Raw genomic sequence first — 23,639 nt, forward strand, 5'->3', positions numbered from 1 at the left:
TGTGGTCAAACGTCGGGTTCGGTCGGTTGACGCATACAGACGGGGTGCGTACCGACTGGCCTAGGAAGGATCGGCCCAACCATGTTGTGGACGCGCTTCCTGGGCCTCGGTGCGCTCATGGTGGTGGCGTATGCGTTTGTTCCGAGTGGCGCACCCCGAAATGCGGTCTATGCGATCGTGGTCCTGGCCACATTGGCCGCATTCGTGCACCGCTATCTCCGTGAACCCGGGCGGGACAAGCAAACGTGGAAGTACATGGCCCTCGGTATCGGCTGCTGGGGTATCGCCGATGCGCTGATAGCACTGATGGAAGTCGACGGCGGTCGAGTACCGATGTTCTCGGCCGCGGATGTGTTCTACCTCCTCGGCTACGTGATCATCGCTGTCGGCTTTGCCCGAGCGGCCGACGAGAATGGACTCGTATTCAGGCGCGAAGAGCTGTTCGAATGTCTCATCGTCGCCAGCGGCGTCGGCCTCGCCACCTGGATGTTCGTCATCTCCGACGATTCGGTTCGGTCTTTGCCATCGGCGATTGCGACATTGCCGGCCACGGCGTACCTCACGGTCGACGTGTTTCTGCTGACGCTGGTCTGCAGTCTGTACCTGCTGACTCGCTCGACCACCGTTCCCTTCTTCGCGGCCGCGACAGGCGTGGGCTTTCTCGTGCTGGCGGACTTCCCGACCTACGCAGCCGTGAGCAATTCCGAGCTCTACCGATCGACGCTTCTGAACATGCTGTGGATGGCGGCCTACGTGTGCTTCGGAGTGATTGCACTACACGTCCCGGGTAGGGCAATCGCGCGCGTCGAAAGATCGAGCCCGTTCAAAATCGGGCGCATGAGATTTCTCGGGCTGTCGGTGGCGATCGCCGTGACGCCGCTGACGATGGCTGTGCAGCTGGCCCGCGGGGTTCCCGTCGGGCAATGGGGTTGGGTCATCGTGGCTTCCTCAGCGCTCGTCATCGGCCTCGTCGGGTGCCGGATGGCATACTTCCTCGGGACGTTGCGTCGGCAGGCCGAGATACTCCAGGACGTCGCTCGGACGGATGCGGTCACCGGACTTGCCAGCCGTCGACGGCTCCGAGAACAGTTGGACACGATGCTTGCCACGAGAGGCGACTGCGACGTCTTCACGCTGGTGGTGGACATCGATCGCTTCGCACAGATCAACGAGACGTTCGGATACAGCGTCGGAGACACTGTGCTACGCGAAATCGGCCATCGACTCGTCGCGTCGGTTCGATCCGAGGACGTCGTGGGCCGCCTCGGAGGTGATCAGTTCGTGGTTGCGATGCGCAGACACCCCGCCCAGATCGACATCACCGACACTGCCGAGCGGCTTCAGTTCGCAGTCAGGCGAACGATGTTCGTGCACGACATCAACGTGGCCCTCGACGCGGCGGTGGGAATCGCGTCGACCGAGGATTCTGTGGAGTGCCCCAGTCGAACTGGGGAGCTGGGCGCGAGTCAGGTGGATGGGGAGGCGATGTTGCAGCGTGCTCACGTGGCGCTGACGGCCACCAAGGCCGGCCACGCCCGCCTAGGTCGATACGAACCCGAAATGGACCGCGACCGCCACGATCAGATGCGGTTGCTGGGAGAGCTCGATACTGCAATCCGCGAGCGTCAGCTTCGAGTGTTCTTCCAACCGTGCCTGGATCTGGCGTCCGGCAGCGTGGACCGCGTCGAAGCACTGCTGCGTTGGCAGCACCCACGTGAGGGTTTGATCGGTCCGTCGATCTTCCTGCCGGACGCCGAGCGCACCGGCATGTTGCCCGCCATCACCGCGCTGGTGCTGGACGAGGCGCTGGCGCAGTGCAGTGCACTGCGTCGACGCGGGGTGAACCTTTCGGTTTCGGTGAACCTTTCGGTTCGAAACCTGCTCGACGAGACGCTGACGGAACAGGTCTCGGCAGCGCTGGCCAAGTACGACGTTCCCGCGCATGCCCTGGAATTCGAGGTCACCGAGACGACCGCGATGACCGATCCGATTCGTTCGGTGAAAGCACTGACATCGCTGCGCGGCCTGGGTGTCACTCTTGCGATCGACGACTACGGCACCGGCTACAGCTCGTTGACCTATCTGCAGAGCCTGCCGGTGCAGACGCTGAAGATCGACCGCACGTTCGTGTCCAAGATGAACACCGACGACACCGACGCATCGATCGTGCGCTCGACCATCGACCTGGCTCGAAGCCTCGGGGTGCGCGTGCTGGCGGAGGGCGTCGAGGACGCAGGCACTCTCGATGCGCTCCGGCTGTTGGGCTGCGACGGTGCCCAGGGTTATTTCCTGGGTAGGCCGATGCCCGCGGAGTTCCTGGCCGAGGCCGTGGCGAAATTGGATTCCGAGATGCCGACGAAACTCGAGTGGGAGCTGGCCCGCCAACACGTGTGAGCGGACGCGACTGCTCTCACGATGTTGCAGGCACGTCCAACACGACCTCGAACTCGAGCAACGATGCCCCGGACGACACCGGCTTCGCTGGGCGCTCTCCGGCGTGAGCTTCCCTCGACGGACCTGCCGACCACGCCTGGAACGACTCCTCGTCTTCCCACTGCGTGACGACGAAGTAGCGCGACTCACCTTTGACCGGCCGGAGCAGCTGAAATCCGAGGAAGCCAGGGGAGCCGTCGACCGAGCCGGCACGGGCGGCGAAACGCTTTTCCAGCTCGGGACCTGCGCCCTCGGGTACGTCGATCGCGTTGATCTTCACAATGGCCATGCCGGCGAGATTACTCCGTCGTTATGCTCGGCGGTGATGCTCTACGACGAGGGTGGATCCGGCCGTTCGATTCTGCTGCTGCACGGGCTGATGGGGAGCGCTGCCACCTGGCGCCGCCAGGTTCCGTGGCTTCGAGAATTCGGCCACGTGCATACCTACGACGCTCCCGGCCACGGGCGGCCACCGCCGTCGGAGCTCACCACCGAATTCTTCGTGGCCGACCTGCTCGAGCACCTGGAGTCGCTCGGTCCGAGTGTGTTGATCGGTCATTCGATGGGTGCCCTGCACGGCTGGTGCGCGGCGGCGCAGCGACCGGACTTGGTGACTGCACTGGTGGTCGAGGACATCGCACCCGATTTTCGGGGCCGCACCGCAGAGAACTGGGCGGCGATGATGCGGGCATGGCCGCAACCCTTTCCCGACGCCGATGCGGTGCGTCGATACTTCGGGGATGTTGCAGGGCAGTACTTTCTGGATTCCTTCGTACGGTGTGAGGACGGTTGGCTACTGCACGGTGAGGTCGACACGTTCGAGGCGATCTCGCAGGAATGGGGGACAAGGCACTTCTGGGACCAGTGGGACGCCGTCCAGGCTCCGGTGCTCCTGATCGAGGCCGAGCACACCATCACCCCGGCCGGTCAGATGAACCGGATGCACGTACGCAAGCCCGGATCGATGTACGTACGGATCGACGAGTCGGCGCACCTGATCCACGACGAAGCCCCCGGGCGGTATCGCATGGCGGTCGAGGAGTTCCTGCGCGCACTAGGATGATCCAGATGCCGATCGCGAAGCTCAACGGAATCGACCTCAACTACGACGTCACCGGCAACGGCCCACTCGTGGTGATGGTGATGGGTACCGGAAGCCCGGGACGGGTCTGGAAAACCCATCAGGTTCCGGCCCTGGTGAAGCAGGGCTACCGAGTCGTCACCTTCGACAATCGCGGTATCGCACCGTCTTCCGAGTGTGCGGGCGGGATGACACTCGACGACCTGGTTGCCGACACCGCGGCCCTCATCGAGCACCTCGGCGGCGGCCCGGCACGCGTCGTCGGCACGTCGATGGGTGCTCGGGTCACCCAGGAATTGGCCCTGGCCAGGCCGGATCTGGTGTCGCATGCAGTGATGATGGCCACCTTCGGCACGTCCACCACCTTTCGCGCGCAGATGTCGAAGGGCGAGAAGGACCTTCACGACGCGGGAGTCGAACTACCGGCCTCGTACCGCGCGGTAATGACTGCGATGCAGAACTTTTCACCGAAGACTCTGGCCGACGACGCCGCGATCGGTGATTGGCTCGCGGTACTCGAATACTCGGGCGGCAGGAAGACGGCGGGTGCCCGAGCGCAGATCGGACTCGAAATGCGCGCTGGTACAGATCGATTGGCGGCGTACCGAAGAATCTCGGCCAAGTCCCTGGTCATCGGATTCGCCGACGACCGCATGATCCCGGTGCAGCAGTGCCGAGACGTGGCCGCCGCAATACCCGGTGCGCGCTTCGTCGAGATCGCCGATACCGGCCACTTCGGCTACCTGGAGCGTCCGGATGCAGTCAATGCGGCCATCGTCGAGTTTCTGGCTCAGTAGCCGGTCCTTCTTTCACGAAGGAATGCGACGCAGCATCCCGCCGTCAGTGCCATTGCCGTGGCCATCGCGCAATACGCCAGGCGAAAATTCGTCAGCCCGGCGGTGGCGGTGAGTACCGCCAACCCGATTGCACCACCGAACTGCTTGCACGTGTTCATCAGTCCCGAGGCGGCTCCTGCGTCACGGCGCGCGACCCCGCTGGTCACTGCGGTGGCGAGAGGAGTGTTGAGCAAACCGCCACCGGTTCCGATCAGAATCGACGGCAGTGCCACTGCCACCAGGTAGCTCGAAGAATCCGAGGCCACGGCCAGGGCGAGCAGTCCCACTGCGGCCACTGCTGCTCCCGCAGCAGCCACCAGGTGCGGTGGATATCGGCGCATCAGGCGCGGCGTGACGGCAACGCCGATCACGACAAGAGCGGTGGTGAGCGGTAGGAACCCCACCGCGGCCTGTAGCGGCGATCGCTGGAGGAGCTGTTGCATCTGGTACGTCAGGAACAACCAGATCGGTATCTGGAACACCGCACCGGTGAGCAAGGTCAGCAGATTTCCGGCAACGACGGTGCGATCGGCGAACAGCCGCAACGGGATGAGCGGTGCTGTCGATCGATGTTGCCGGATCAGGAACCCGATCAGTCCGGCACTTGCGACAAGGGTCATCGACAGTGACAACGGTCGCGAGCCTGCTGCTCCGAAAGCAGTGACGGCCACGGTGGAAGCCCCGAGAAGCGCGGCCCCCGAGACTGCGCCGATCGGATCGAGTGACGTGCGAGGCGACTGCGCCTCGCGTCGGTGCGTGGGTAGGTAGCGAAGGGCGGCCGTCAGCACGACGAGCCCGATGGGCAGGTTGATCAACAGCACCGACCGCCACGTGAGGTATTCGGTCAGCGCACCGCCGACGATGTTGCCGACTCCGCCGCCCGCGACGCTGATCGCAGTCCATACCGCGACTGCACGCGTGCGGATCGGTCCCTCGGGGTAGGTGACGGTGAGCAATGTGAACGTTGCCGGTGAGACGATCGCTGCCGCCAATCCCTGGCCCACTCGGGCGGCCACCAGCATCGATCCGGTGGGTGCCACTCCGCCGGCCACGCTGGCCGCGATGAACAGCGAGGTGCCGAACAGAAATACTCGGCGGATTCCCCAGCTGTCCGCTGCGCGTGCCCCAGTGAGAAGGGCAGCAGCGAACGCGACGGTGTATCCGCTGGCCACCCACTGCACGTCTCGATCGGCGATGTCCAGCGCCGAAGCGATGTGCGGCAGTGCGACGTTGACGACCGAGATATCGAGCACCACCAGGAGTTGGGCCATACATGCCACCGCGAGAACGCCCAGCGACCGTCCGTTCATCGAGTGCCACCTCCAGTTTTGGTACAGCTGTATAACCGATGCTTGATACAGTTGTACCAAAATTCGGGGAGGTGCGTGAACGATGACCGTCGAAGATCGACGAGAGCAGATTCTGGCGGCCGCAGAGCGAGTCACCACAGTCGATGGGCTCGAGGCTTTGACGATGCGGAGTGCCGCCACCGCAGCCGGCGTGTCGCTGCGGTTGGTCCAGTACTACTTCCATTCCAAGGCAGGTCTGCTGGACGCCGTTCTCACCCGACTTTCGGAGCGCGGTTATGCGAAGTCGGCAGCCCGGATCGAGGCGATCGACGGTGCCTCGGCAGCTGTTCGGCTGAGGATGTTCGCTCGTTCGGTGCTGCCGACCGATGAGGAGGGCAGGCGTTTCCATCGGCTCGGGGTGTCGTTTGCCTCTCTGGCCCTCCGGGAGCCGGCCGTGGCGCAGTCGGCATACAGCGCCAATCTTGCTGGGCTGGAGGCGGTTCTGACTCGCATGATCGATGACGCCGCCGCCGAAAGCGGTACCGATCGGATCGACGCCACTGCGGAAGCTCGAATTTTGATGTCCGCGTTGCACGGTCTGGGGACGATGGTGATGGTGGGGCGCATCGGCGAGATCGAGGCGACGGAACTGGTGGAGCAATTACTGGACGGCAGAACGTGGGCCGATGCCCCGGACCGGTCCTAGCCGTCCGAACCCTCACCCGCGAGGGCGAACAATCCCGATTCGGTCTGTTCGATCAATCCGTCGGTCAGCAGAGAATCGAGAGCACGGTCGCGCTGCGTGGGGTCGGTGGGCCAGACGATGTCGAGCTGCGCCCGCTCGACGGGACCGGTGCTCTCGCGCAGGACCGACATGAGCTTCCCGCGAACCTGACGGTCGGTGCCCGCGAACTTCTGAACCTTCTTCGCGGGACCGGTGTACGCGGGCCTACCGGCCTCGATCCACGCGCACTCCGGCAGCGGGCACAGCAGGCACGCCGGATTCTTGGCGGTGCAGATCAGTGCGCCCAGTTCCATCAACGCTGCCGAGTAACGGGCCGCACGGGGGACGCTGGTCGGCAGCAGCTGCTCCACATCGGCCAGATCCCTTGTGGTGGAGGGATTTCCAGGCTCTGCGTTGCCGTGCAACCCGCGTGCGACGACGCGTCGAACATTGGTGTCCACCACAGGAACCCGCTGACCGTAGGCGAAACACGCAACGGCCCGCGCGGTGTAGGCCCCGATGCCGGGTAATCCCAACAGTGTCTCGACATCCCCGGGCACCTCGTCGCCGTGATCATCGGCGAGTACTCGAGAGCACTCGTGCAGCCGCAGTGCCCGACGCGGATAGCCCAACTTGCCCCACGCACGCAGCACTTCGGCCTGCGAGGATGCGGCCATCGCCGAGGGCACCGGCCACCGCTGGACCCACTGCTCCCAGATGGGCGCAACCCGTACCACCGGCGTCTGCTGCAACATGATCTCGCTCATGAGGATCTGCCAGGCGCTCACGCCGGGCCTGCGCCACGGCAGATCGCGCCCGTCGGTGTCGAACCACCCGAGCAGAGCCTCGGCATCGATCGGCAACTTCTCGTGCCCTTCTTCTCGGTATGCAATCGCCCCCCACACTAGTGAACCCGACTCGCCGGTAGCTCGATTCACGTGCACCCGACTCGCCGCGCGCCCGTTGCGCGTGCACAATGATTCCCATGCCTGCCTCGAATCCGATCGCTGCCTGGAAGTCACTCAAGGAAGGCAACCAGCGGTTCGTCTCCGGAGAGGTGCTGCACCCCTCCCAGGGCATCGAGGACCGCGCTCGCCTCGAGGCTGCTCAGCATCCCGGTGCCATCCTGTTCGGCTGCGCCGACTCCCGCGTTGCCGCTGAGATCATCTTCGATCAGGGCCTGGGCGATATGTTCGTCGTGCGCACCGCCGGCCATGTGGTGGACTCCGCAGTTCTGGGCTCCATCGAGTACGGCGTTGCGGTGCTCAAAGCGCCGCTGATCGTGGTGCTCGGCCACGATCACTGCGGCGCGGTTCAGGCAACCGTCGATGCCCTGGAGAGTGGTGACGTCCCCGGCGGCTATATCCGCGACGTCGTCGAACGCGTCACCCCCTCGGTTCTCTCGGCCCGCCGCGACGGTCACGAAGCCGTCGACGAGTTCGAGGCCCGGCACGTCCAGGAGACCGGAAATCTGTTGATGCAGCGCTCCCGCATCGTCGCCGAGAAGGTCGAGGCCGGGGAACTGGCGATCGTCGGCCTCACCTACCAGCTGTCCAAGGGCCACGCGCAGCTCCGTGAGGTCATCGGCGACGTCGGCGAACAGCCTGCCTGAAACGGCACGGAACCACTTGCTCGCGAGTTCGCTCGCGCGACACGCCGCGTGGGCTCAGGGATAGGTTGCCTCCGGCCGCATACGGTTGATTCGTGTTGGAACCGACAGGGCCATTGCCTCCCGAAATCTACTGGCGACGCCGCGCGCTCGCCATCGGTGCGGCCGTTGTCGTCCTGGGCTTGATCGTGTGGTTCATCGCCTCGCTCAGCGGCGGTTCCGACGACACCGAGGCCGCTCCCGCCGGTGTCGTTGCGGCACCGGCAACATCCTCGGCTCTGCCGTCACCCAGCTCATCTGCCACCCCTGGTGATTCAGGCGGCTCCGGTGGCTCGGGCGGTGGTTCTGGAGGTTCAGGTGGTTCCGGCGGCTCGGGCGGCGGTACCGACTCCGCAGCGGGTAGTGGTGGTGCAGCGACCGACAGCGGTACCCCGGCTCCGGTGATCTCCAACCAGTGCCCGGATCAGTCGCTCGCGATCAAGGTGACGCCCGAGAAGGCCACCTACCGGCTGGGTGAAGAGCCTGTGTTCACCGTGGTCATCACCAACATCGGCTCGAAAGAATGCCAGCGCGACGTCGGTGCCGGGCTGCAGCAGGCGCTCGTATACACCCTCGACAACCAGCGCATCTGGTCCAACATCGACTGCTTCCCCAACGCCGCGTCCGATCTACGGACCTTCAAGCCGGGCGAGCAAGCAGGCTTCACGGTCAAGTGGTCCGGCACCAACTCGGTTCCCGGCTGCGGTGAGGAACGCATCCCGGTGGGCGTCGGTGCGTACCAGGCGATCGCGCAGCTCGGTGAGCTCAAGAGCGTGCCGGAGCCGTTCAACATCACCGGCTGATGTCCGTCACCGGGAGATTTTCGGCTCTGTCACCGAATCCGGGCACGTCCTTGTACCTTCGGTAACCATGACCACCCCGACCGCGCTTGCCCGCGCCGCCTATCGAACGCTCGAGCCCTTTCACGTCACCGCCTACTTCAATCCCGAGTTGACGTCGGCCTACGAGGACACCGGTCTCGATGGTCACGCGTGGTACGTCGGCGCACGGGCGGCCCCGATGGGTCCGTGCGCAGCAAGCGTCGTTGCGGCTGCTTTCTACAACTTCAATCCGGTGCTCATCGAGCGCGCGTGGCCCGCCGCCGTTGAGGTCGGTCTCGACTCGGTCTCCGATCGTCGATGGGCGTTGCTCGATTCCGTCCTCGGCACCGCATTGGGCACCCTTGCCGCCGACCCCGAGGTGGTGACGATCGCCGATCGACTTCGCGACATCGGCGACGCGGCATCCTTCGCGGGCCGACCACTCGCGGCAGCGTGGCATGCCGCCGATCGACCCGAGGTACCGCATCTCGCCCTGTGGCACTCGATCACCGTCCTCCGTGAATGGCGTGGGGATGGACATCTCGCCGCATTGATCGACGCAGAACTCGACCCGGCCGAGGCGGCGGTATTCCACGAAGCGAATCGGCAGGCCCCGCAGCCCGGCCGCCGCGCGCTCGGCAAGCGCATCACGCAGCTGACTCGCCAGTGGTCCGAGGGCGAATGGGACTCCGCTGCAGAACGACTCGCGACGCGCGGATTGCTCACCACATCGTCCGAAGGTGAGACATTGACCGAAGCCGGCGTCGCTCTGGATCAGCACATCGAGGATCGCACCGATGTCATGGCGTCGGCTGTGTGGAGGAACGTCTCGGATGCCGAGCAGTTGATCGCGAGCGCGCGACCGTATGTGAAGGCCGTGATCGACGCAGGCTTCCTGCCCGGCACGAAGAAGCCGCCGACAGTGTCTTGAGTCGTCCGGCGTCGGGGTGCGAAGGGCCTAGTCGTACGGCCCAGAGATCGAGGCCTCGGCCAGCCGGGACAGTCCTTCCCGAATGTGCCGGGCCCACAGTCCACCGATTCCGTCGACCGACTGCAGATCGGCGGCAGTGGCGGCGAGCAGCCCCTGCAGCGTGCCGAAAGCGCCGACCAGACGATGAATCTGGCTGAACTGCAAGCGCGGAACTCGGGTGAGCACCCGGTAGCCGCGGGGGCTCATCGGTGTGTCGAGGGCCTCGATGGTCGCGGGATAACCGAACGCGCGGGCCAGCGTCGTCAAGTCCAGCAAATCGACGTCGGTCAACTTGTCGAGCGCGGCGAGCGCCTTCTCGACGCCGGTGGTGCTCGACGGTTCGTTGCCGGCCAGGTAGTCACGCACTATCAATTGACGATCGACGTCGTTGTCACCCAACAACTCTTCGAGCTGTAGGGCGAGCTGGCGGCCGTCGGTGCCGAGTTCGAGGACGTTCTGCTCGATCTCCACCGACACCCGCCGCACCATCTCGAGCCGCTGTGCGACGGTCAAGGCGTCGCGCAGAGTCACGAAATCCTCGATCTCGACCACCGAGAGTTGGCGAGTGTTCTCGTCGAGCCGCGCCTTGTACCGCTCGAGGGTCGCGACGGCCTGATTGGCGCGCGAAAGGATGGTGGCCGAGCCCTCGACGACGTGTCTGATGCCGCCGATGTAGACGCTCACGATGCTCATCGATTGGCTCACGGAGACAACGGGATAGCCGGTTTGCATCGCCGTGCGCTCGGCGGCTCGGTGCCGGGTACCGGACTCGACGGTGGGGATCTTGTGGTCGGGGACCAGCTGTACGTTGGACCGAACGATTCGCTTGCCATCGGTCGAAAGCACCACTGCGCCATCCATTTTCGACAGCTCGCGAAGCCTGGTCGGTGCGAACTCGACGTCGAGCTCGAAACCGCCGTCGCAGATCGCTTCGACTTCCTCGTCGTAGCCCAGCACGATCAAGCCGCCGGTGCGACCGCGCAGAATTCGTTCGAGGCCGTCACGCAGGGCGGTTCCCGGTGCCAGCCGAGCGATGGTCTCGCGCAACGCTGGGGACGGCGTGGTGCTGTCCATGGCGAACCCCCCTCGTGTCATGTCAGCAGGTCGACCGAGCGCGCGGTCGGATTTTCTCGTGCGAACAAAGAGTACTGCCCGGTGTCATACGGGCCGCATACGCGTGTAGGTCAACGCCTCGCCGACGTTGGTGACCGTCTTGACTTTGATGCCGTCGGGTATCGGACCGGCGTCCTCGGGGACGATGGCGTAGTTGAAGCCCAATCGGGCCGCTTCGGCGAGACGGCGGCCCAAACCGGCCACCCGGCGCACTTCGCCCGCCAGACCCACTTCGCCCAGAATGACCATGCCCGCCGGTAGGGGTTGATCGCGAACGGCCGACGCGACTGCCGCAGCCAAGGCGAGGTCGGCGGACGGTTCGCTGGTGCGCATGCCGCCGACGGTGGCCGCGTAGACCTCGGCCTTGGACACCTTGACCCCGCATCGTCTTTCGAGGACGGCCAGGATCATCGCCACGCGGGCGTGATCGAGTCCGCTGACCGCACGTCGCGGAGACGGCATCGCGGTGTCGACGATCAACGCCTGCAGCTCGGCCAAGAGTGGCCGTTTGCCGTCCATGGTGACGGTGACGGCCGTACCGGGGACCGCATCGCCCCGGTGATGGAGGAACAATCCGGACGGATCGCTGATGCCGACGATCCCGGTTTCCCGCAACTCGAAGCAACCGACCTCGTCGGACGCACCGAACCGATTCTTGACGCCCCGGATCATCCGCAGAGTGGAGTGCTTGTCACCCTCGAAGTTCAACACCACGTCGACGAGATGCTCGAGGGAGCGCGGGCCCGCCACCGCACCTTCCTTGGTGACGTGGCCGACGAGCAGAACCGCGACTCCGGTGGTCTTGGCCAGGGTGGTCAAGGCGCTGGTGATGGCGCGAACCTGAGTGACACCGCCGATGACGCCGTCGACGTCCGCAGCGAGCATCGTCTGTACCGAATCGACGATCAGCAGGCTCGGCTTGACCTGCTCGACATGGCCGAACACCGTGGCCAGATCGGACTCGGCGGCGAGGAAGACTCGCTCGTGCACGGCACCGGTGCGGTCGGCACGCAACCGGACCTGCCCCGCGGACTCCTCGCCCGTGACGTACAGCGCGCGGCGATCGGGGGCCCATCGAGCCCACCGATGCACGACCTCGAGCAGCAGAGTCGACTTGCCCACTCCGGGTTCACCGGCAAGCAGGACGACCGAGCCGGGAACCAATCCGCCGCCGAGTACGCGATCGAACTCGTCGATGCCGGTGGTGTTGGCCTGAGAGGTGGCACTGCTGATCGTCGTCAGAGCCGCTGCGGGCGTCGTCGGAATCATCGCCCCGCCCCCGGAGCGCAGCGCTGACGCGCCCGCTCGGGTGGTCAGGGGTGCGGCGACGGCCTGGACCTCGTCCATGGAGCCCCAGTCTCCACATTCGGGACAACGACCGACCCATTTCGAGACGGAGTGACGGCATGCAGAACAGCGGTAGCTCGACTTCGGTTTGACCACGTCGGGAGCCTAACGATCTGCACCGACAAGCTCGAGCGACCTGGTGCCCGAGGTTGCTATTCGCCGCCGTGCTCGGATACTGCAGCTTCGGAGCGCTCGAGCTCGTGACCGGCATCGACCGGGACGTTGACGACGACCTCGCCGGCCTTCGCGAACTCGAACGTGACCGGCAGCGTCAGGCCCGGTCGAACGTTCTCGCTGATGTCGGCCATCTCGACCTTGATCAGCTGGATCGGCAGCAGCGGATCGTCCAGCTGAGTGTCCGCGGGGGAGCCTGCACCCAGCGCGGTCAGCGGGGCGATCTCGGTGCTACCGGATTCGGCTTCGTCGACGATGGTGACCTGCGCCTCGGGTGACGAGATGTCGGTCAGTTCGTCGGCGTCGGCCGGGCTGGAGTTGATGGCCGTGAAGCCGAGCTCGACGGTTCCGCCGGGCTCGATGCTGTATTCCTGCGAATTGGGGTACACGACATGGACGTTGCGTAGCTGAATGTCTCCGACGTCAGCGGAGCTACCGTTGACCGCGGCCACCTGAGTGGCCGTCTGGGAGATCTGACCTGCGCCGCACGCCGTGAGGGCGAACGCGCCACCGGCGAGGAGAGCGAGGGCGGTGGCCGTCCTTCTGTGGCGGCCAAGCGGTGTCGCAGTGTCGATTGCAGTCACTTCGGTCGTCCTCCATGTGGTGCCGGGCCGGCTCGGTCCATCTACGTCCACTAGGGAGAGTAGTAGTTCTCGTCCGTCGGCCGCTCGTGGGGTCCACCAGCCGTCGAAGGATGCCAGGTAAGGATGCCTTTCACCGGTGCGGCCTGCAGAACGACCAAGGCGGAAATGTGGCCCCGGATACACGTCGGCGAGTCTGTGTCAACCCCTGATTCGGCGTCAGTATGCCCCTGACCTGCACCGTTGATATTAGGCGTGGTATTCTGGGTAAATCGAAAGGGGCACTTGTCACATGATTTTCAAGGTCGGAGACACCGTCGTTTACCCCCATCACGGAGCGGCGCTGATCGAAGCGATAGAGACACGCACCATCAAGGGTGAACCGAGAGAGTATCTCGTTCTCAAGGTCGCGCAAGGCGACCTCACCGTTCGAGTCCCCGCGGACAACGCGGAGTACGTAGGCGTCCGCGACGTCGTCGGGCAAGAAGGTCTCGACAAGGTCTTCCAGGTGCTTCGCGCGCCGCACACCGAAGAGCCCACCAACTGGTCGCGCCGCTACAAGGCAAACCTGGAGAAGCTGGCTTCCGGTGACGTCAACAAGGTAGCCGAGGTCGTCCGCGATCTGTGGCGACGCGAACAGGATCGCGGATTGTCGGCAGGCGAGAAGCGCATGCTCGCCAAGGCACGTCAGATTCTGGTCGGCGAGCTGGCACTGGCCGAAGGAACCGACCAGGCCAAGGCCGACACCATGCTCGACGAAGTTCTCGCAACAGCTTCGTAGAGTGAACGGTACTGCCGGCGACGTAGTCGCCCTGGTACCCGCTGCAGGCAAAGGCCTTCGGCTCGGATTCGACGAGCCGAAGGCATTCGTCTGTCTGGGTACCGACTCCCTTCTGACGCGATCCGTCGACGGGCTTCGAGCGTCCGGTGCCGTCGATCGCATCGTCGTCATCGTTCCCGCAGATCTGGTCGAGGCTGCCCGCGATCATGTCGGTGCCGATGTCATCGTCGTGGCGGGTGGCGTCGAGCGCACCGATTCGGTGCGCGCCGGCCTCGCTGCCGTCGGCGACGCCTCCGTCGTTCTCGTCCACGACGCCGCGCGGGCTCTCACCCCGCCGACCCTGATCGCCCGCGTCGTGGCCGAGGTCCGCGCCGGCCGGTCTGCCGTCATACCGGTTCTGCCGGTCGTCGACACCATCAAGTCCGTCGACCTGATGGGTGCCGTGGTCGGGACTCCCGATCGCGCGGGCCTGCGCTCGGTGCAGACCCCGCAGGGCTTCGAGTCCGATGTCCTCCGCCGTGCCTACGACGCGACGACCGACATCTCCACCGACGACGCCGGCTTGGTCGAGCGCATCGGCGAGACGGTGCACACCATCGTCGGCGATGCGCTCGCATTCAAGATCACCACTCCACTCGACCTGCTACTTGCACAGGCCCTTATATGAGAGGTCAGCCATGAGAGTCGGCATCGGCAGCGACGTCCATCCCATCGCCCCCGGTCGGCCGTGTTGGCTGGCCGGATTGCTGTTCGAGGACGCGGACGGACTCGACGGGCATTCCGACGGCGATGTCGCCTCCCACGCTCTGTGTGACGCGCTGTTGTCCGCGGCAGGCCTCGGCGACCTCGGGTCGGTGTTCGGTACGGGGCGTCCGGAATGGGACGGGGTCAGCGGAGCTGTCATGTTGACCGAGGTCAAGCGGCTGCTCGACGCCGACGGGTTCGCAATCGCAAACGCTGCGGTGCAGATCATCGGCAACCGCCCCAAGATCGGACCGCGGCGGGTCGAGGCGCAGGAAGTTCTCACGAGGGTGCTCGGTGCACCGGTATCGGTGTCTGCGACCACCACCGACGGGCTCGGACTGACCGGTCGCGGCGAAGGAATCGCGGCCATCGCGACCGCACTTGTCATGGCGGGGTAAAACCACCGGTAGCATTGCTGGTCGTGACCCTTCACCTACACGACACCGAGACGAGGGCCCTGCGGGAATTCACCCCCTTGGTCCCTGGCCATGCATCGGTGTACCTGTGTGGTGCGACGGTGCAGGGCGAACCGCACATCGGCCACGTGCGCAGCGGCGTTGCCTTCGACGTACTACGTCGCTGGTTGCTGGCGCACGACTATGACGTCGCCTTCGTTCGCAACGTCACCGACATCGACGACAAGATTCTCAACAAGGCCCGTGACGCGGGCCGGCCGTGGTGGGAGTGGGCCGCGACGTACGAGCGTTCCTTCACCTGGGCCTACGACCGACTCGGAGTCCTTCCGCCGTCGGCAGAGCCGCGCGCTACCGGGCACATCACGCAGATGGTCCAGCTGATCGAGCGGTTGATCGAACGCGGACATGCCTACGCAGACGAATGCGGCGACGTCTACTTCGCCGTGCAGAGCTTTCCTGGCTATGGCGCGCTGTCCGGCCACAAACTCGACGACGTGCACCAGGGTGAGAGCGTTGCCGAGGGCAAGCGGGATCCTCGCGACTTCACCCTGTGGAAGGGCGCGAAGCCAGGCGAGCCGTCGTGGCCGACGCCGTGGGGATCCGGCCGTCCGGGCTGGCACCTCGAATGCTCGGCGATGGCGGAGAACTACCTCGGCCCGGATTTCGACATCCACTGCGGCGGACTCGACCTGGTGTTCCCACATCACGAGAACGAGCGGGCGCAGTCGATGGCGGCCGGTGACGGCTTCTCGCGGTACTGGCTGCACAACGGCTGGGTGACGATGGGCGGCGAGAAGATGTCGAAGTCCCTCGGCAATGTGCTCTCGGTACCGAATGTGCTCAAAAAGGTTCGCCCGCAAGAGCTTCGGTTCTACCTCGGCGGCGCGCACTACCGCTCGATGCTCGAGTATTCCGACACGGCGCTCGAGACCGCGGCCGTGACGTATCGGGGCATCGAAGGGTTCGTCAAGCGAGCCGTCGAGCGGGCCGGTGAAGTACCGATGGGCAAGTGGACCGCCGGATTTGCCGAGGCTCTCGACGACGACCTCGGGGTTCCCAAGGCATTGGCCGAGATTCACGCCACCGTCACCCTCGGCAACACCGCGCTCGAGTCCGGAGACATGGCTGCGGCCGTGGAGTACGCCGCCAGCGTGCGGGCGATGCTGGACATTCTGGGCGTCGACCCACTCGATCCGCACTGGATCAGCGACGGTGGTTCCGACACAGCAGCTATCGGCGCTTTGGGGGTTCTGGTCGAGGCCGAGCTGGAGCGTCGGGCAACGGCAAAGGCGACCAAGGACTGGGCCGCCGCAGACGACATACGGACAAGACTGGCCAAGGCCGGAGTCGACGTGACAGATACACCCAACGGGCCCGAATGGTCGCTGGGTACGAGTAAGACCGACGAAGCAGGTTTGTGATGGCAGGCAATTCGAGTAGGCGCGGCGCAATCCGCAAGGACGGCACCAAGAAGGGGCAGGTCGCCGGATCCGGAGGCAAGCGCCGTAAGGGTCTCGAGGGCCGTGGCGCGACGCCTCCCGCCTCCGAGCGCACCAAGCATCCCGCGGCGCGTCGGGCGAAGCTCGCCGAGAAGTCGGCACAGAACCGTGGCGGCGCTGCCGGCGGCCGCGCCGGTGGGCGTCCGGCCGGTCGTAAAGCAGAAGACGGTCCAGAGGTGGTGCTCGGCCGCAACCCCGTCGTGGAATGCCTACGCGCGGGTGTGCCCGCCACCGCCCTGTGGGTTGCCGTCGGAACGGACAGCGACGAGCGGCTCAAGGAGGCCGTGCAGCGTGCCGGAGACGCACGCATCTCGATCCTCGAAGTGCCCCGCTCGGATCTGGACAAGCTCAGCGCCAACGGATTGCACCAGGGCCTCGCCCTGCAGGTGCCGCCGTACCGCTATGCGCACCCCGACGATCTGATCTCGAACGCGCGCACGCACCAGGAGCCGGCACTGTTCGTGGCTCTCGACAACATCACCGACCCACGCAACCTCGGTGCGGTCGTGCGATCGGTGGCTGCGTTCGGCGGCCACGGCGTCGTGATCCCGCAGCGGCGCAGCGCGAGTGTGTCGGCGGTGGCGTGGCGAACCAGCGCTGGAGCCGCTGCTCGCCTGCCGATCGCGCGTGCAGTGAACCTGACTCGCACACTGAAGGATTGGCAGTCCAAGGGCGTCACCGTCGTCGGCCTCGACGCAGGTGGCGACACCGAACTCGACACCTTCGACGGTAAAGGCCCGGTCGTCATCGTCGTCGGATCCGAGGGCAAGGGGCTCTCCCGGTTGGTCAGCGAGACCTGCGATCACATCCTGTCGATCCCGATGGCCGGTCCGGTGGAGTCACTCAACGCATCCGTCGCGGCGGGCGTCGTGTTGGCCGACATCGCTCGGCAACGTCGGGCCTAGTCGGTTCGTCGGCGCGGCTGCCTGGGTGGCCGACTCAATCGACAGCGCGGAAATGCACCAGGCTGCCGGGGGTGAGTTGCGCGGCGGCGGACACGTCCGCTGCCGTGACGACGGCGATCACCGGGTAACCGCCCGTGACGGGGTGGTCGGCGAGAAACAGCACCGGCTGCCCGGACGGCGGCACCTGGATCGCCCCGAGAACCATTCCTTCGCTGGCCAGTTCCTGGTCGATTGCGCGGTGCAGGGGCTCGGCACCCTCGAGCCTGATTCCGACGCGATCAGCGTCCACAGTCACCGTCCACGGTTGCTGCAGTAGCAGTGCCCTGGCGTGTTCTGTGAACCACTCATCACGCGGCCCGAAGGTGACGCGTAGGTCCTGTTCGACGGCCGGTGGAGGTACGAAATCGGCCGCGGGCCAGTCTGATCGCGCGTCTCCGACGGCGAGCACCGTGCCGGGGGAGAGCGCTGCGGGCCCGAGGCCGGACATCGTGTCCCTCGATCGGCTGCCGAGGACTTCGGGGACGTCGATCCCGCCGCGCACGGCGAGGTAGCTGCGCAGGCCCGATGTCGGCGTGGACAATTGCAGTTCCTGTCCGGCTCGGATGATGATCGTCGAGTTCAGTCCCTGTGCGATGCCGTCCACCAGGCAGATCACCTGCGCACCGGTGACGGCGGCCAGGGCGTCGAACTCGGCGCGCACTCTCAGGCCGCCGAACGTCACTTCCAGTGTGGCGGCGTCGGACTGGTTGCCCACCAGTCTGTTCGCTGCATCGTGAGAGCGCAGATCGGCCGCACCGGAGCGCCCCACTCCGATCGACGCGTGCCCTGGTCGGCCACGGTCCTGGACGGTGCACAGCGGTCCCGTCTGCAGGACGGTCAGGGCTCTCATGCTCGCTCGAATCGTACGGTGGTTCCGGGGCGCAGCAGGGCCGGTGGATCACGATCGAGGTCCCACAGCTGAGCGTCGGTGCGCCCGATCAACTGCCAACCGCCGGGCGAGGACCGCGGGTAGATGCCCGAGAACTCCCCGGCCAGTCCCACTGAGCCAGCGGGAACACTGGTCCGCGGCGACGTGCGCCGCGGGACGTGCAGTCGTTCGTCGGCACCGATGAGATAGCCGAAGCCGGGGGCGAAGCCGCCGAACGCGACGGTCCACGTCTGGTCGAGATGGGCCGCAACGACTTCCGTGGTGGACAAGCCGGTCAGACGCGACACCTCGTCGAGGTCTTCGCCGTCGTAGACGACGGGAATCGTGACGGTCTCCGAACGGTCGCTGGTTCCGTCGACGGGCTTCATGCGGGAGATCCAGTCCACTATCGGCTGCCGTGGCCCGTCGAACATCACCAGGACGGTACGGGCGGCCGGAACGAGATCGACGACGGCGGGCGGCGGATCGGCTACCAGTGCGCGGTAGTGCGCCATCGCCTCGTCGAGTCCATCGAATTCGACGAGGAGGGCGCTCTCGCCGGCCGAGAGGATGCGCATCAGACGAAGGCGGTGATATCGATGTCGTTGGCTTGCAGCAGTTCCGACACCGCGGTGGCCATTGCGACCGCATCGGGGGAATCGCCGTGCAGACAGATCGACTCGGCCTGGACAGCGACGTGTGAGCCGTCCGCCGCTACGACGGTGCCCTCGGTGATCATGGTCAGCACTCTGTGGGCGACCGCGTCGGGCTCGGAGAGCACCGCACCCGGCTCCGAGCGAGAGACCAGCGTTCCCTGTGGGGTATAGGCGCGATCTGCGAACGCCTCTGTGACAGTGCGCAACCCGGCTCGTTCGGCCTCGTCGAGAAACACCGAACCGGGGAGACCGAGCACCGGCAGTGTCGCGTCGTACGCGGTGACGGCGTCGACCACGGCCTTGGCCTGCTCGCGGTGGTGCACGATCGCGTTGTACAGCGCCCCATGCGGTTTGACGTAGGCGATGGCCGAACCGGCGACCTGGGCGAGGGCGTCGAGTGCCCCCATCTGATAGATCACATCGGCGGTGAGATCGACGGGGGAGACGTCGAGGAAGCGGCGACCGAACCCGGCGAGGTCGTGATAGCCGACCTGAGCTCCGATCCGTACGGCTGCCTTCGCGGCCGTACGGCACGTGCGCAACAGCGTGGTGGGATCACCGGCATGGAAGCCGCACGCGACGTTGGCGCTCGAGACGAGGGCGAGCATGGCGTCGTCGTCCCCGAGAGTCCACGCGCCGTAGCTTTCGCCGAGATCGGCGTTGAGATCGATGGACGTCACCCTCGATATCCTAGGCGGCGACGAGCCGTCCGGAATTGGCCTTACGGGTTCGGCCGATGGCGCGGCAGCCGAGGTAGATGACGAACGAGATGGTCGTGACGAACGTCGAGACCGGCAGGCCGGGAGCGAGGGAGAGCAGGATGCCCCCGACGGCGGCGATCTCGGCGAACAGAACGGACAACAATGTCGCCTTGAGCGGGCTCGCGGTCAATCGAGCGGCGGCAGCGGCCGGGGTGATGAGGAGCGAGAGCACGAGAAGTGCGCCGACGATCTGGACGCCGAGCGCACACGCGACGCCCACGAGCACAGCGAACACGACCGACAGCGCGCGAACCGGAACTCCGCGGGCCAGGGCCACCTCGGGATCGGTGCTGGCGAACAGCAGCGGCCGGTAGACGAAGGCGAGCACGATCAGTACCACCACAGCGCACACCAGTAGCAGCTGAATTCCGCTCTGCCCGACGCCGACGATCTGACCGATGAGCAGCGAGAAACTGGTGCCGGTTCGGCCGGGGTAGAGCCAGATGAACAGTACCGACAGTCCGAGGCCGAAGGACATGATGACGCCGATGACCGAGTCGCGGTCGCGCGCCTTGTTGCCGAGCAGCGCGAACATCACCGCCGCGACGACCGATCCGACGATGGCTCCGAGGCCGACGGTAATGCCGACGAGCAGTGCCGCGGACGCACCCGTGAGCGAGAGTTCACTGGATCCGTGCACCGCGAAGGCCCACTGGCGGCTGACGATCAACGGTCCGAGCGCGCCGGCGAGCAGCCCGAGAATGGCGGCCGCGATCAAGGCCTGCTGAACGAAGTCGTACGTCAGCAGGTTGGCGGTGGTGTGGAAGTCGAGCATCTTCGAGAATGCGTCGAGAACCTTCTCGTTCATGCCTTGTCTTCTCTGTCGTGCGGCACGGGTGGGTGGTGTGCGCCGGCCGAGCCGAGCGCGTCGATGGAATCGCCGGTCCCGACGACGACCAGCCGGCCGCGGACCTTCAGGACCTCGACCTCGGTGCCGTAGAGCTCGGAGAGCACCTCGGTGGTCATGACCTTCTCAGGAGTTCCGATGCGGAACCGACCGTCGACGATGTAGACGATGCGGTCGACGAGCGGCAGGATCGGGTTGATCTCGTGGGTCACGAACAGCACTGCGGTCTGATGCTCCCGCCGTCGGCGATCGATGAGGCTCGAGACCAGGGATTGGTTGGCGAGATCGAGGCTGAGCAGGGGCTCGTCGCACAGCAGAACCGACGGATCGCCGACGAGTGCCTGGGCGATCCGCAGCCGCTGCTGCTCACCGCCGGACATCGAGCCCACGGGTGCGCCCGCGAACGAATTGGCGTCGACCTGGTCGATCGCCCGCTGCACTGTCTCCTTGCGCTGCCGCATACCGCGCAGACCCATGCCCCACCGATGACCGTCCCAGCCGAGCCCGACGAGATCGCGCCCGCGCAGCGGCAGATCGTCGTCGATGTTGCGCTGCTGGGGGACGTACCCGACGCCCGACTGGCCGCGACGGACGGGATTGCCGTCGATCGCGGCCGTACCGGACGTGAGGTCGTTCTGTCCGAGCAACACCTTGAGCAAAGACGTCTTGCCCGACCCGTTGGGGCCGAGAACGGCGACGAACTCGCCCTTCTCGACCGCCAGGTCCAGGTTCTGCCACAGCGTGCGCTCGCCGAATGCCAGTCCGGCATCGCGCAGTTCTACAGCAGGCATGTACTACAGCTTTCCATCACGCCGAATCGGTCTAGGAGGCGGTCGTGAGCGCGGCCTGCAGATCGGTCGCAGCCTTGGTCTGCCACTCGATGTAGGTCATGCCGGCGGGGAGCGTTTCGGTGACCTCGACGACAGGGATGCCGGCAGCCTCGCTGGTGGAGCGAATGTCCTGCGTGACTGCATCCTCGGTCTGGATGTTGTAGACCAGCGCGCGAACCGACTTCGAGGTGAACAGGTCTCTGGTCGCGGCGATGGAGGCCGGCGACGGGTCGTTGCCTTCCTCGATGGAGTTCTTGAAGTCCTCGGGAGTGCGATCGTCGAGATCGGACTCCTCGATGAGGTAGTGCGCGATCGGTTCGGTCTGCGCGACCGGGGCACCGGGGAAGTCGGCGGCGATCTTCGCCGTCACATCGGTGATCTCGTGGACCTGCTCGTGAAAGGTCTCGGCGTTGGCGGTGTACTGCGCGGCGTTGTCCGGGTCCAGCTGGCCGAGCTTGTCGGCGATCTCCTCGGCCGTGTGCGCAGCGACTTCGGCGTTGTACCAGACATGCTCGTTGACCTCCCCGTGTGCATGGCCGTCCTCTGTCGACGGCTCGGAGGTGGCGTCGGAGGTGGGCTCGGAATCGTGGTCGTGGCTGTCGTCGAGCAAGGTGAAGGCATCGACCGACGGCACGTCTGTGCCCACGGATCCGAGGATGTCCTCGATGAACTGGTCGTAGCCGCCGCCGTTGTAGACCACCAGTGACGCTTCGGCGATGGAGGCCGCGTCGGTCGGGCTCGCCTCGTAGGAGTGCGGGTCCGCAGAGGGATCGGAGATGACCGATGTCACGGTCGCGAGGTTGCCCGCCACTGCTTCGGCGACGCTTCCCCACACGTTCGTGGACGCCACGATCGTGATCGGACCGTCGACCGGGGTTGCCGGGGCGGACTCGGTGCTCGCGGTGTCGGTGGAGCTGCAGGCGCTGAGAGTGAGCGCTGCTGCACAGGTCAGGCCCAGTATGGACGTGATCTTGACCCGGGACGAGCGATGGATGGACGACATCGATGTACTCCTGATGAGCGGAACTAGACGCTAATGGAAACCGTTACCGTTGTACTCTAGCGCGCAGTGGGTCGTCGATCGAATCGGACGATCGCGACCTCCAGTTTCTCTGCGGTGCGTAATGGGACTAACGTCCCGGTAATGGTCAGGTCGAGCGAACCGCGACGTCAGGCGACGTTGGCGTCGATCGCTGCCGAGCTCAAGGTCTCTCGCACCACCGTCTCCAACGCCTACAACCGACCCGATCAGCTCTCCCCGGAGCTCCGCGAACGCGTTCTGCAGGCCGCCAAGCGCCGCGGCTATGCGGGCCCCGACCCGGTCGCGCGATCGCTGCGCACCCGCAAGGCCGGTGCCATCGGCCTGCTCCTCACCGAAGCGCTCAGCTACTCCTTCCGCGACCCCGCGGCGATGAGCTTCCTCGCCGGACTCGCAGAATCCTGCGAAGCCGCCGGGCAGGGCCTGCTGCTCATCCCCGCCGGAGCCGAACGTGACGACGTGCAAGCCGCCGCCGTCGTCCAGCAGGCAGGCGTCGACGGATTCGTCGTCTACTCCGTCGCCGACGACGACCCGTACCTCGCCGCGGTACGCGAACGCCACCTACCGATCGTCGTCTGCGATCAGCCACGCAACATCCCCGAGGCGGCCCTGGTGGCGATCGACGACCGCGGAGCAATGAAAATGCTTGCCGCACATCTGATCTCACAGGGACACGACCACCTCGCGGTGCTGTGTATGAGGCTCGGACGCGACCGACGAGATGGCGTCGTACCCCCGGGGCGGCTGGCGGAGAGTCACTTCCACGTACAACGTGAACGCATCGCCGGAGTGCAAGCCGCCATGATCGACGCCGGACTCGACCCCGACACCCTCACCGTCGTCGAACGCTTCGACCACACCGTTCGCTCCGGCCACTCCGCCGCCGCCCAAGCGCTCCAGGCGAACCGCGAGACAACGGCTCTGCTGTGCACCACCGACGTCATCGCCCTCGGCGCACTCAACTTCGCGAAAGTCTCCGGAATCGATGTGCCGGGCCAACTCTCGGTGACCGGCTTCGACGGCATCTCCGACGCAATCCGCGAGAACCTCACCACCGTGCGCCAGGACGCCGAGGAAAAAGGCCGTCGAGCGGGAACGTTGGTGCTGTCCTCCTCGCACTCGGGCATCGCCGCCGCCGAAACCCTGCCGACCGAACTCTTCCGAGGCCGAACCGCAGGACCACCGCCGGAGCAACCGCCCGCTATCGCCTGAGCTGCCCCCGCCCGACTACTATGCC

General features: G+C 65.8%; 25 protein-coding genes. 13 read left to right on the plus strand and 12 right to left on the minus strand.

The annotated features are described in order from the left end of the window. Window positions 1-81 precede the first annotated feature (81 nt). On the plus strand, window positions 82-2,394 hold the full coding sequence (locus RHODMAR_RS07480) for a putative bifunctional diguanylate cyclase/phosphodiesterase (RefSeq protein ID WP_008713026.1): 2,313 nt from the start codon (window positions 82-84) through the stop codon (window positions 2,392-2,394). A gap of 16 nt (window positions 2,395-2,410) precedes the next feature. Here the strand turns inward: RHODMAR_RS07480 and RHODMAR_RS07485 are convergent, their stop codons facing one another. Beyond that, on the minus strand, window positions 2,411-2,722 hold the full coding sequence (locus tag RHODMAR_RS07485) for an antibiotic biosynthesis monooxygenase family protein (RefSeq protein WP_042938334.1): 312 nt from the start codon (window positions 2,720-2,722) through the stop codon (window positions 2,411-2,413). A 36-nt stretch (window positions 2,723-2,758) separates the two neighbouring features. On the opposite strand from RHODMAR_RS07485, the gene RHODMAR_RS07490 reads away from it, so the two are divergent. Both RHODMAR_RS07490 and RHODMAR_RS07495 read left to right on the plus strand, forming a co-directional pair. Continuing rightward, window positions 2,759-3,496, plus strand: a complete 738-nt coding sequence (locus tag RHODMAR_RS07490) for an alpha/beta fold hydrolase (RefSeq protein WP_008713028.1) — start codon at window positions 2,759-2,761, stop codon at window positions 3,494-3,496. Window positions 3,497-3,501: 5 nt separating this feature from the next. Next, complete coding sequence (locus tag RHODMAR_RS07495; RefSeq protein WP_008713029.1) at window positions 3,502-4,311, plus strand: alpha/beta fold hydrolase; 810 nt, start codon at window positions 3,502-3,504, stop codon at window positions 4,309-4,311. Here RHODMAR_RS07495 and RHODMAR_RS07500 read toward each other — a convergent pair. Continuing rightward, window positions 4,305-5,660, minus strand: coding sequence for an MFS transporter (locus RHODMAR_RS07500; RefSeq protein WP_008713031.1), 1,356 nt, complete (start codon window positions 5,658-5,660; stop codon window positions 4,305-4,307). The two genes, RHODMAR_RS07495 and RHODMAR_RS07500, sit on opposite strands and share 7 nt — an antisense overlap. Before the next feature lie 82 nt (window positions 5,661-5,742). On the opposite strand from RHODMAR_RS07500, the gene RHODMAR_RS07505 reads away from it, so the two are divergent. After that, the gene (locus tag RHODMAR_RS07505; protein WP_008713033.1) at window positions 5,743-6,345 is read left to right on the plus strand and encodes a TetR/AcrR family transcriptional regulator; all 603 of its coding nucleotides are present in this window, start codon (window positions 5,743-5,745) and stop codon (window positions 6,343-6,345) included. Here the strand turns inward: RHODMAR_RS07505 and RHODMAR_RS07510 are convergent. Next, window positions 6,342-7,226: an A/G-specific adenine glycosylase gene (locus RHODMAR_RS07510; protein ID WP_008713035.1), complete on the minus strand. Its 885-nt coding sequence runs from the start codon at window positions 7,224-7,226 to the stop codon at window positions 6,342-6,344. The two genes, RHODMAR_RS07505 and RHODMAR_RS07510, sit on opposite strands and share 4 nt — an antisense overlap. Window positions 7,227-7,348: 122 nt before the next feature. Here RHODMAR_RS07510 and RHODMAR_RS07515 point away from each other — a divergent pair, with 122 nt between their 5' ends. The 3 genes from RHODMAR_RS07515 to RHODMAR_RS07525 all read left to right on the plus strand — a co-directional run bounded on the left by RHODMAR_RS07515 (window position 7,349) and on the right by RHODMAR_RS07525 (window position 9,763). Next, window positions 7,349-7,975, plus strand: coding sequence for a carbonic anhydrase (locus RHODMAR_RS07515; protein WP_008713037.1), 627 nt, complete (start codon window positions 7,349-7,351; stop codon window positions 7,973-7,975). Window positions 7,976-8,067: 92 nt separating this feature from the next. After that, on the plus strand, window positions 8,068-8,814 hold the full coding sequence (locus RHODMAR_RS07520; RefSeq protein ID WP_042938336.1) for a hypothetical protein: 747 nt from the start codon (window positions 8,068-8,070) through the stop codon (window positions 8,812-8,814). A 67-nt stretch (window positions 8,815-8,881) separates the two neighbouring features. Next, window positions 8,882-9,763 (plus strand): SCO6745 family protein, encoded by an 882-nt coding sequence (locus RHODMAR_RS07525; protein ID WP_008713041.1) that lies wholly within the window; start codon window positions 8,882-8,884, stop codon window positions 9,761-9,763. 27 nt (window positions 9,764-9,790) lie between these two features. Here RHODMAR_RS07525 and disA read toward each other — a convergent pair whose 3' ends face one another. The 3 genes from disA to RHODMAR_RS07540 all read right to left on the minus strand — a co-directional run bounded on the left by disA (window position 9,791) and on the right by RHODMAR_RS07540 (window position 13,020). Beyond that, complete coding sequence (gene disA, locus RHODMAR_RS07530; protein WP_008713043.1) at window positions 9,791-10,876, minus strand: DNA integrity scanning diadenylate cyclase DisA; 1,086 nt, start codon at window positions 10,874-10,876, stop codon at window positions 9,791-9,793. 84 nt (window positions 10,877-10,960) lie between these two features. Then, window positions 10,961-12,358 (minus strand): DNA repair protein RadA, encoded by a 1,398-nt coding sequence (gene radA / locus RHODMAR_RS07535; protein ID WP_042938338.1) that lies wholly within the window; start codon window positions 12,356-12,358, stop codon window positions 10,961-10,963. A 56-nt stretch (window positions 12,359-12,414) separates the two neighbouring features. After that, window positions 12,415-13,020, minus strand: a complete 606-nt coding sequence (locus RHODMAR_RS07540; RefSeq protein WP_008713047.1) for a hypothetical protein — start codon at window positions 13,018-13,020, stop codon at window positions 12,415-12,417. Window positions 13,021-13,309: 289 nt separating this feature from the next. On the opposite strand from RHODMAR_RS07540, the gene RHODMAR_RS07545 reads away from it, so the two are divergent. The 5 genes from RHODMAR_RS07545 to rlmB are packed head-to-tail and all read left to right on the plus strand — an operon-like array spanning window position 13,310 to window position 17,362. Then, complete coding sequence (locus RHODMAR_RS07545; protein ID WP_027494344.1) at window positions 13,310-13,798, plus strand: CarD family transcriptional regulator; 489 nt, start codon at window positions 13,310-13,312, stop codon at window positions 13,796-13,798. 1 nt (window position 13,799) lies between these two features. Then, the gene (gene ispD / locus RHODMAR_RS07550; protein ID WP_008713048.1) at window positions 13,800-14,465 is read left to right on the plus strand and encodes a 2-C-methyl-D-erythritol 4-phosphate cytidylyltransferase; all 666 of its coding nucleotides are present in this window, start codon (window positions 13,800-13,802) and stop codon (window positions 14,463-14,465) included. A 10-nt stretch (window positions 14,466-14,475) separates the two neighbouring features. Continuing rightward, on the plus strand, window positions 14,476-14,940 hold the full coding sequence (gene ispF / locus RHODMAR_RS07555; protein ID WP_008713050.1) for a 2-C-methyl-D-erythritol 2,4-cyclodiphosphate synthase: 465 nt from the start codon (window positions 14,476-14,478) through the stop codon (window positions 14,938-14,940). Between the two features lie 23 nt (window positions 14,941-14,963). Then, the gene (cysS, locus tag RHODMAR_RS07560) at window positions 14,964-16,379 is read left to right on the plus strand and encodes a cysteine--tRNA ligase (RefSeq protein WP_008713051.1); all 1,416 of its coding nucleotides are present in this window, start codon (window positions 14,964-14,966) and stop codon (window positions 16,377-16,379) included. Beyond that, a complete protein-coding gene (gene rlmB, locus RHODMAR_RS07565) occupies window positions 16,379-17,362 on the plus strand; it encodes a 23S rRNA (guanosine(2251)-2'-O)-methyltransferase RlmB (RefSeq protein ID WP_008713053.1) in 984 nt (327 codons plus the stop codon). Before cysS ends, rlmB begins: the two co-directional genes overlap by 1 nt. A 34-nt stretch (window positions 17,363-17,396) precedes the next feature. Here the strand turns inward: rlmB and RHODMAR_RS07570 are convergent, their stop codons facing one another. The 6 genes from RHODMAR_RS07570 to RHODMAR_RS07595 are packed head-to-tail and all read right to left on the minus strand — an operon-like array spanning window position 17,397 to window position 22,366. Next, window positions 17,397-18,251, minus strand: a complete 855-nt coding sequence (locus tag RHODMAR_RS07570) for a biotin-dependent carboxyltransferase family protein (RefSeq protein WP_008713055.1) — start codon at window positions 18,249-18,251, stop codon at window positions 17,397-17,399. Further along, entirely contained in the window at window positions 18,248-18,847 is a 600-nt protein-coding gene (gene pxpB / locus RHODMAR_RS07575) for a 5-oxoprolinase subunit PxpB (protein WP_008713057.1), read from the minus strand. Before pxpB ends, RHODMAR_RS07570 begins: the two co-directional genes overlap by 4 nt. Continuing rightward, window positions 18,847-19,605 (minus strand): LamB/YcsF family protein, encoded by a 759-nt coding sequence (locus tag RHODMAR_RS07580; RefSeq protein WP_008713058.1) that lies wholly within the window; start codon window positions 19,603-19,605, stop codon window positions 18,847-18,849. Before RHODMAR_RS07580 ends, pxpB begins: the two co-directional genes overlap by 1 nt. Before the next feature lie 10 nt (window positions 19,606-19,615). Continuing rightward, on the minus strand, window positions 19,616-20,494 hold the full coding sequence (locus RHODMAR_RS07585) for a metal ABC transporter permease (RefSeq protein ID WP_008713060.1): 879 nt from the start codon (window positions 20,492-20,494) through the stop codon (window positions 19,616-19,618). Continuing rightward, window positions 20,491-21,324, minus strand: a complete 834-nt coding sequence (locus RHODMAR_RS07590) for a metal ABC transporter ATP-binding protein (protein ID WP_008713063.1) — start codon at window positions 21,322-21,324, stop codon at window positions 20,491-20,493. Before RHODMAR_RS07590 ends, RHODMAR_RS07585 begins: the two co-directional genes overlap by 4 nt. Window positions 21,325-21,355: 31 nt before the next feature. Further along, a complete protein-coding gene (locus RHODMAR_RS07595; RefSeq protein WP_051047856.1) occupies window positions 21,356-22,366 on the minus strand; it encodes a metal ABC transporter solute-binding protein, Zn/Mn family in 1,011 nt (336 codons plus the stop codon). Window positions 22,367-22,507: 141 nt separating this feature from the next. On the opposite strand from RHODMAR_RS07595, the gene RHODMAR_RS07600 reads away from it, so the two are divergent. Continuing rightward, window positions 22,508-23,614, plus strand: coding sequence for a LacI family DNA-binding transcriptional regulator (locus tag RHODMAR_RS07600; RefSeq protein ID WP_042938340.1), 1,107 nt, complete (start codon window positions 22,508-22,510; stop codon window positions 23,612-23,614). The last annotated feature ends 25 nt before the right edge of the window (window positions 23,615-23,639 follow it).

Origin of the sequence: Rhodococcus sp. AW25M09, assembly GCF_000333955.1 — a bacterium.
Lineage (GTDB): Bacteria > Actinomycetota > Actinomycetes > Mycobacteriales > Mycobacteriaceae > Rhodococcoides.

Excerpts from the sequence above, each read along its gene's own strand:
- RHODMAR_RS07480 (WP_008713026.1), top strand. The coding sequence starts at position 82 with ATGTTGTGGACGCGCTTCCTGGGCCTCGGTGCGCTCATGGTGGTGGCG.
- RHODMAR_RS07485 (WP_042938334.1), bottom strand. The coding sequence starts at position 2,722 with ATGGCCATTGTGAAGATCAACGCGATCGACGTACCCGAGGGCGCAGGT.
- RHODMAR_RS07490 (WP_008713028.1), top strand. The coding sequence starts at position 2,759 with ATGCTCTACGACGAGGGTGGATCCGGCCGTTCGATTCTGCTGCTGCAC.
- RHODMAR_RS07495 (WP_008713029.1), top strand. The coding sequence starts at position 3,502 with ATGCCGATCGCGAAGCTCAACGGAATCGACCTCAACTACGACGTCACC.
- RHODMAR_RS07500 (WP_008713031.1), bottom strand. The coding sequence starts at position 5,660 with ATGAACGGACGGTCGCTGGGCGTTCTCGCGGTGGCATGTATGGCCCAA.
- RHODMAR_RS07505 (WP_008713033.1), top strand. The coding sequence starts at position 5,743 with ATGACCGTCGAAGATCGACGAGAGCAGATTCTGGCGGCCGCAGAGCGA.
- RHODMAR_RS07515 (WP_008713037.1), top strand. The coding sequence starts at position 7,349 with ATGCCTGCCTCGAATCCGATCGCTGCCTGGAAGTCACTCAAGGAAGGC.
- RHODMAR_RS07525 (WP_008713041.1), top strand. The coding sequence starts at position 8,882 with ATGACCACCCCGACCGCGCTTGCCCGCGCCGCCTATCGAACGCTCGAG.
- disA (WP_008713043.1), bottom strand. The coding sequence starts at position 10,876 with ATGGACAGCACCACGCCGTCCCCAGCGTTGCGCGAGACCATCGCTCGG.
- RHODMAR_RS07545 (WP_027494344.1), top strand. The coding sequence starts at position 13,310 with ATGATTTTCAAGGTCGGAGACACCGTCGTTTACCCCCATCACGGAGCG.
- ispF (WP_008713050.1), top strand. The coding sequence starts at position 14,476 with ATGAGAGTCGGCATCGGCAGCGACGTCCATCCCATCGCCCCCGGTCGG.
- rlmB (WP_008713053.1), top strand. The coding sequence starts at position 16,379 with ATGGCAGGCAATTCGAGTAGGCGCGGCGCAATCCGCAAGGACGGCACC.
- RHODMAR_RS07570 (WP_008713055.1), bottom strand. The coding sequence starts at position 18,251 with ATGAGAGCCCTGACCGTCCTGCAGACGGGACCGCTGTGCACCGTCCAG.
- pxpB (WP_008713057.1), bottom strand. The coding sequence starts at position 18,847 with ATGCGCATCCTCTCGGCCGGCGAGAGCGCCCTCCTCGTCGAATTCGAT.
- RHODMAR_RS07585 (WP_008713060.1), bottom strand. The coding sequence starts at position 20,494 with ATGAACGAGAAGGTTCTCGACGCATTCTCGAAGATGCTCGACTTCCAC.
- RHODMAR_RS07590 (WP_008713063.1), bottom strand. The coding sequence starts at position 21,324 with ATGCCTGCTGTAGAACTGCGCGATGCCGGACTGGCATTCGGCGAGCGC.
- RHODMAR_RS07595 (WP_051047856.1), bottom strand. The coding sequence starts at position 22,366 with ATGTCGTCCATCCATCGCTCGTCCCGGGTCAAGATCACGTCCATACTG.
- RHODMAR_RS07600 (WP_042938340.1), top strand. The coding sequence starts at position 22,508 with ATGGTCAGGTCGAGCGAACCGCGACGTCAGGCGACGTTGGCGTCGATC.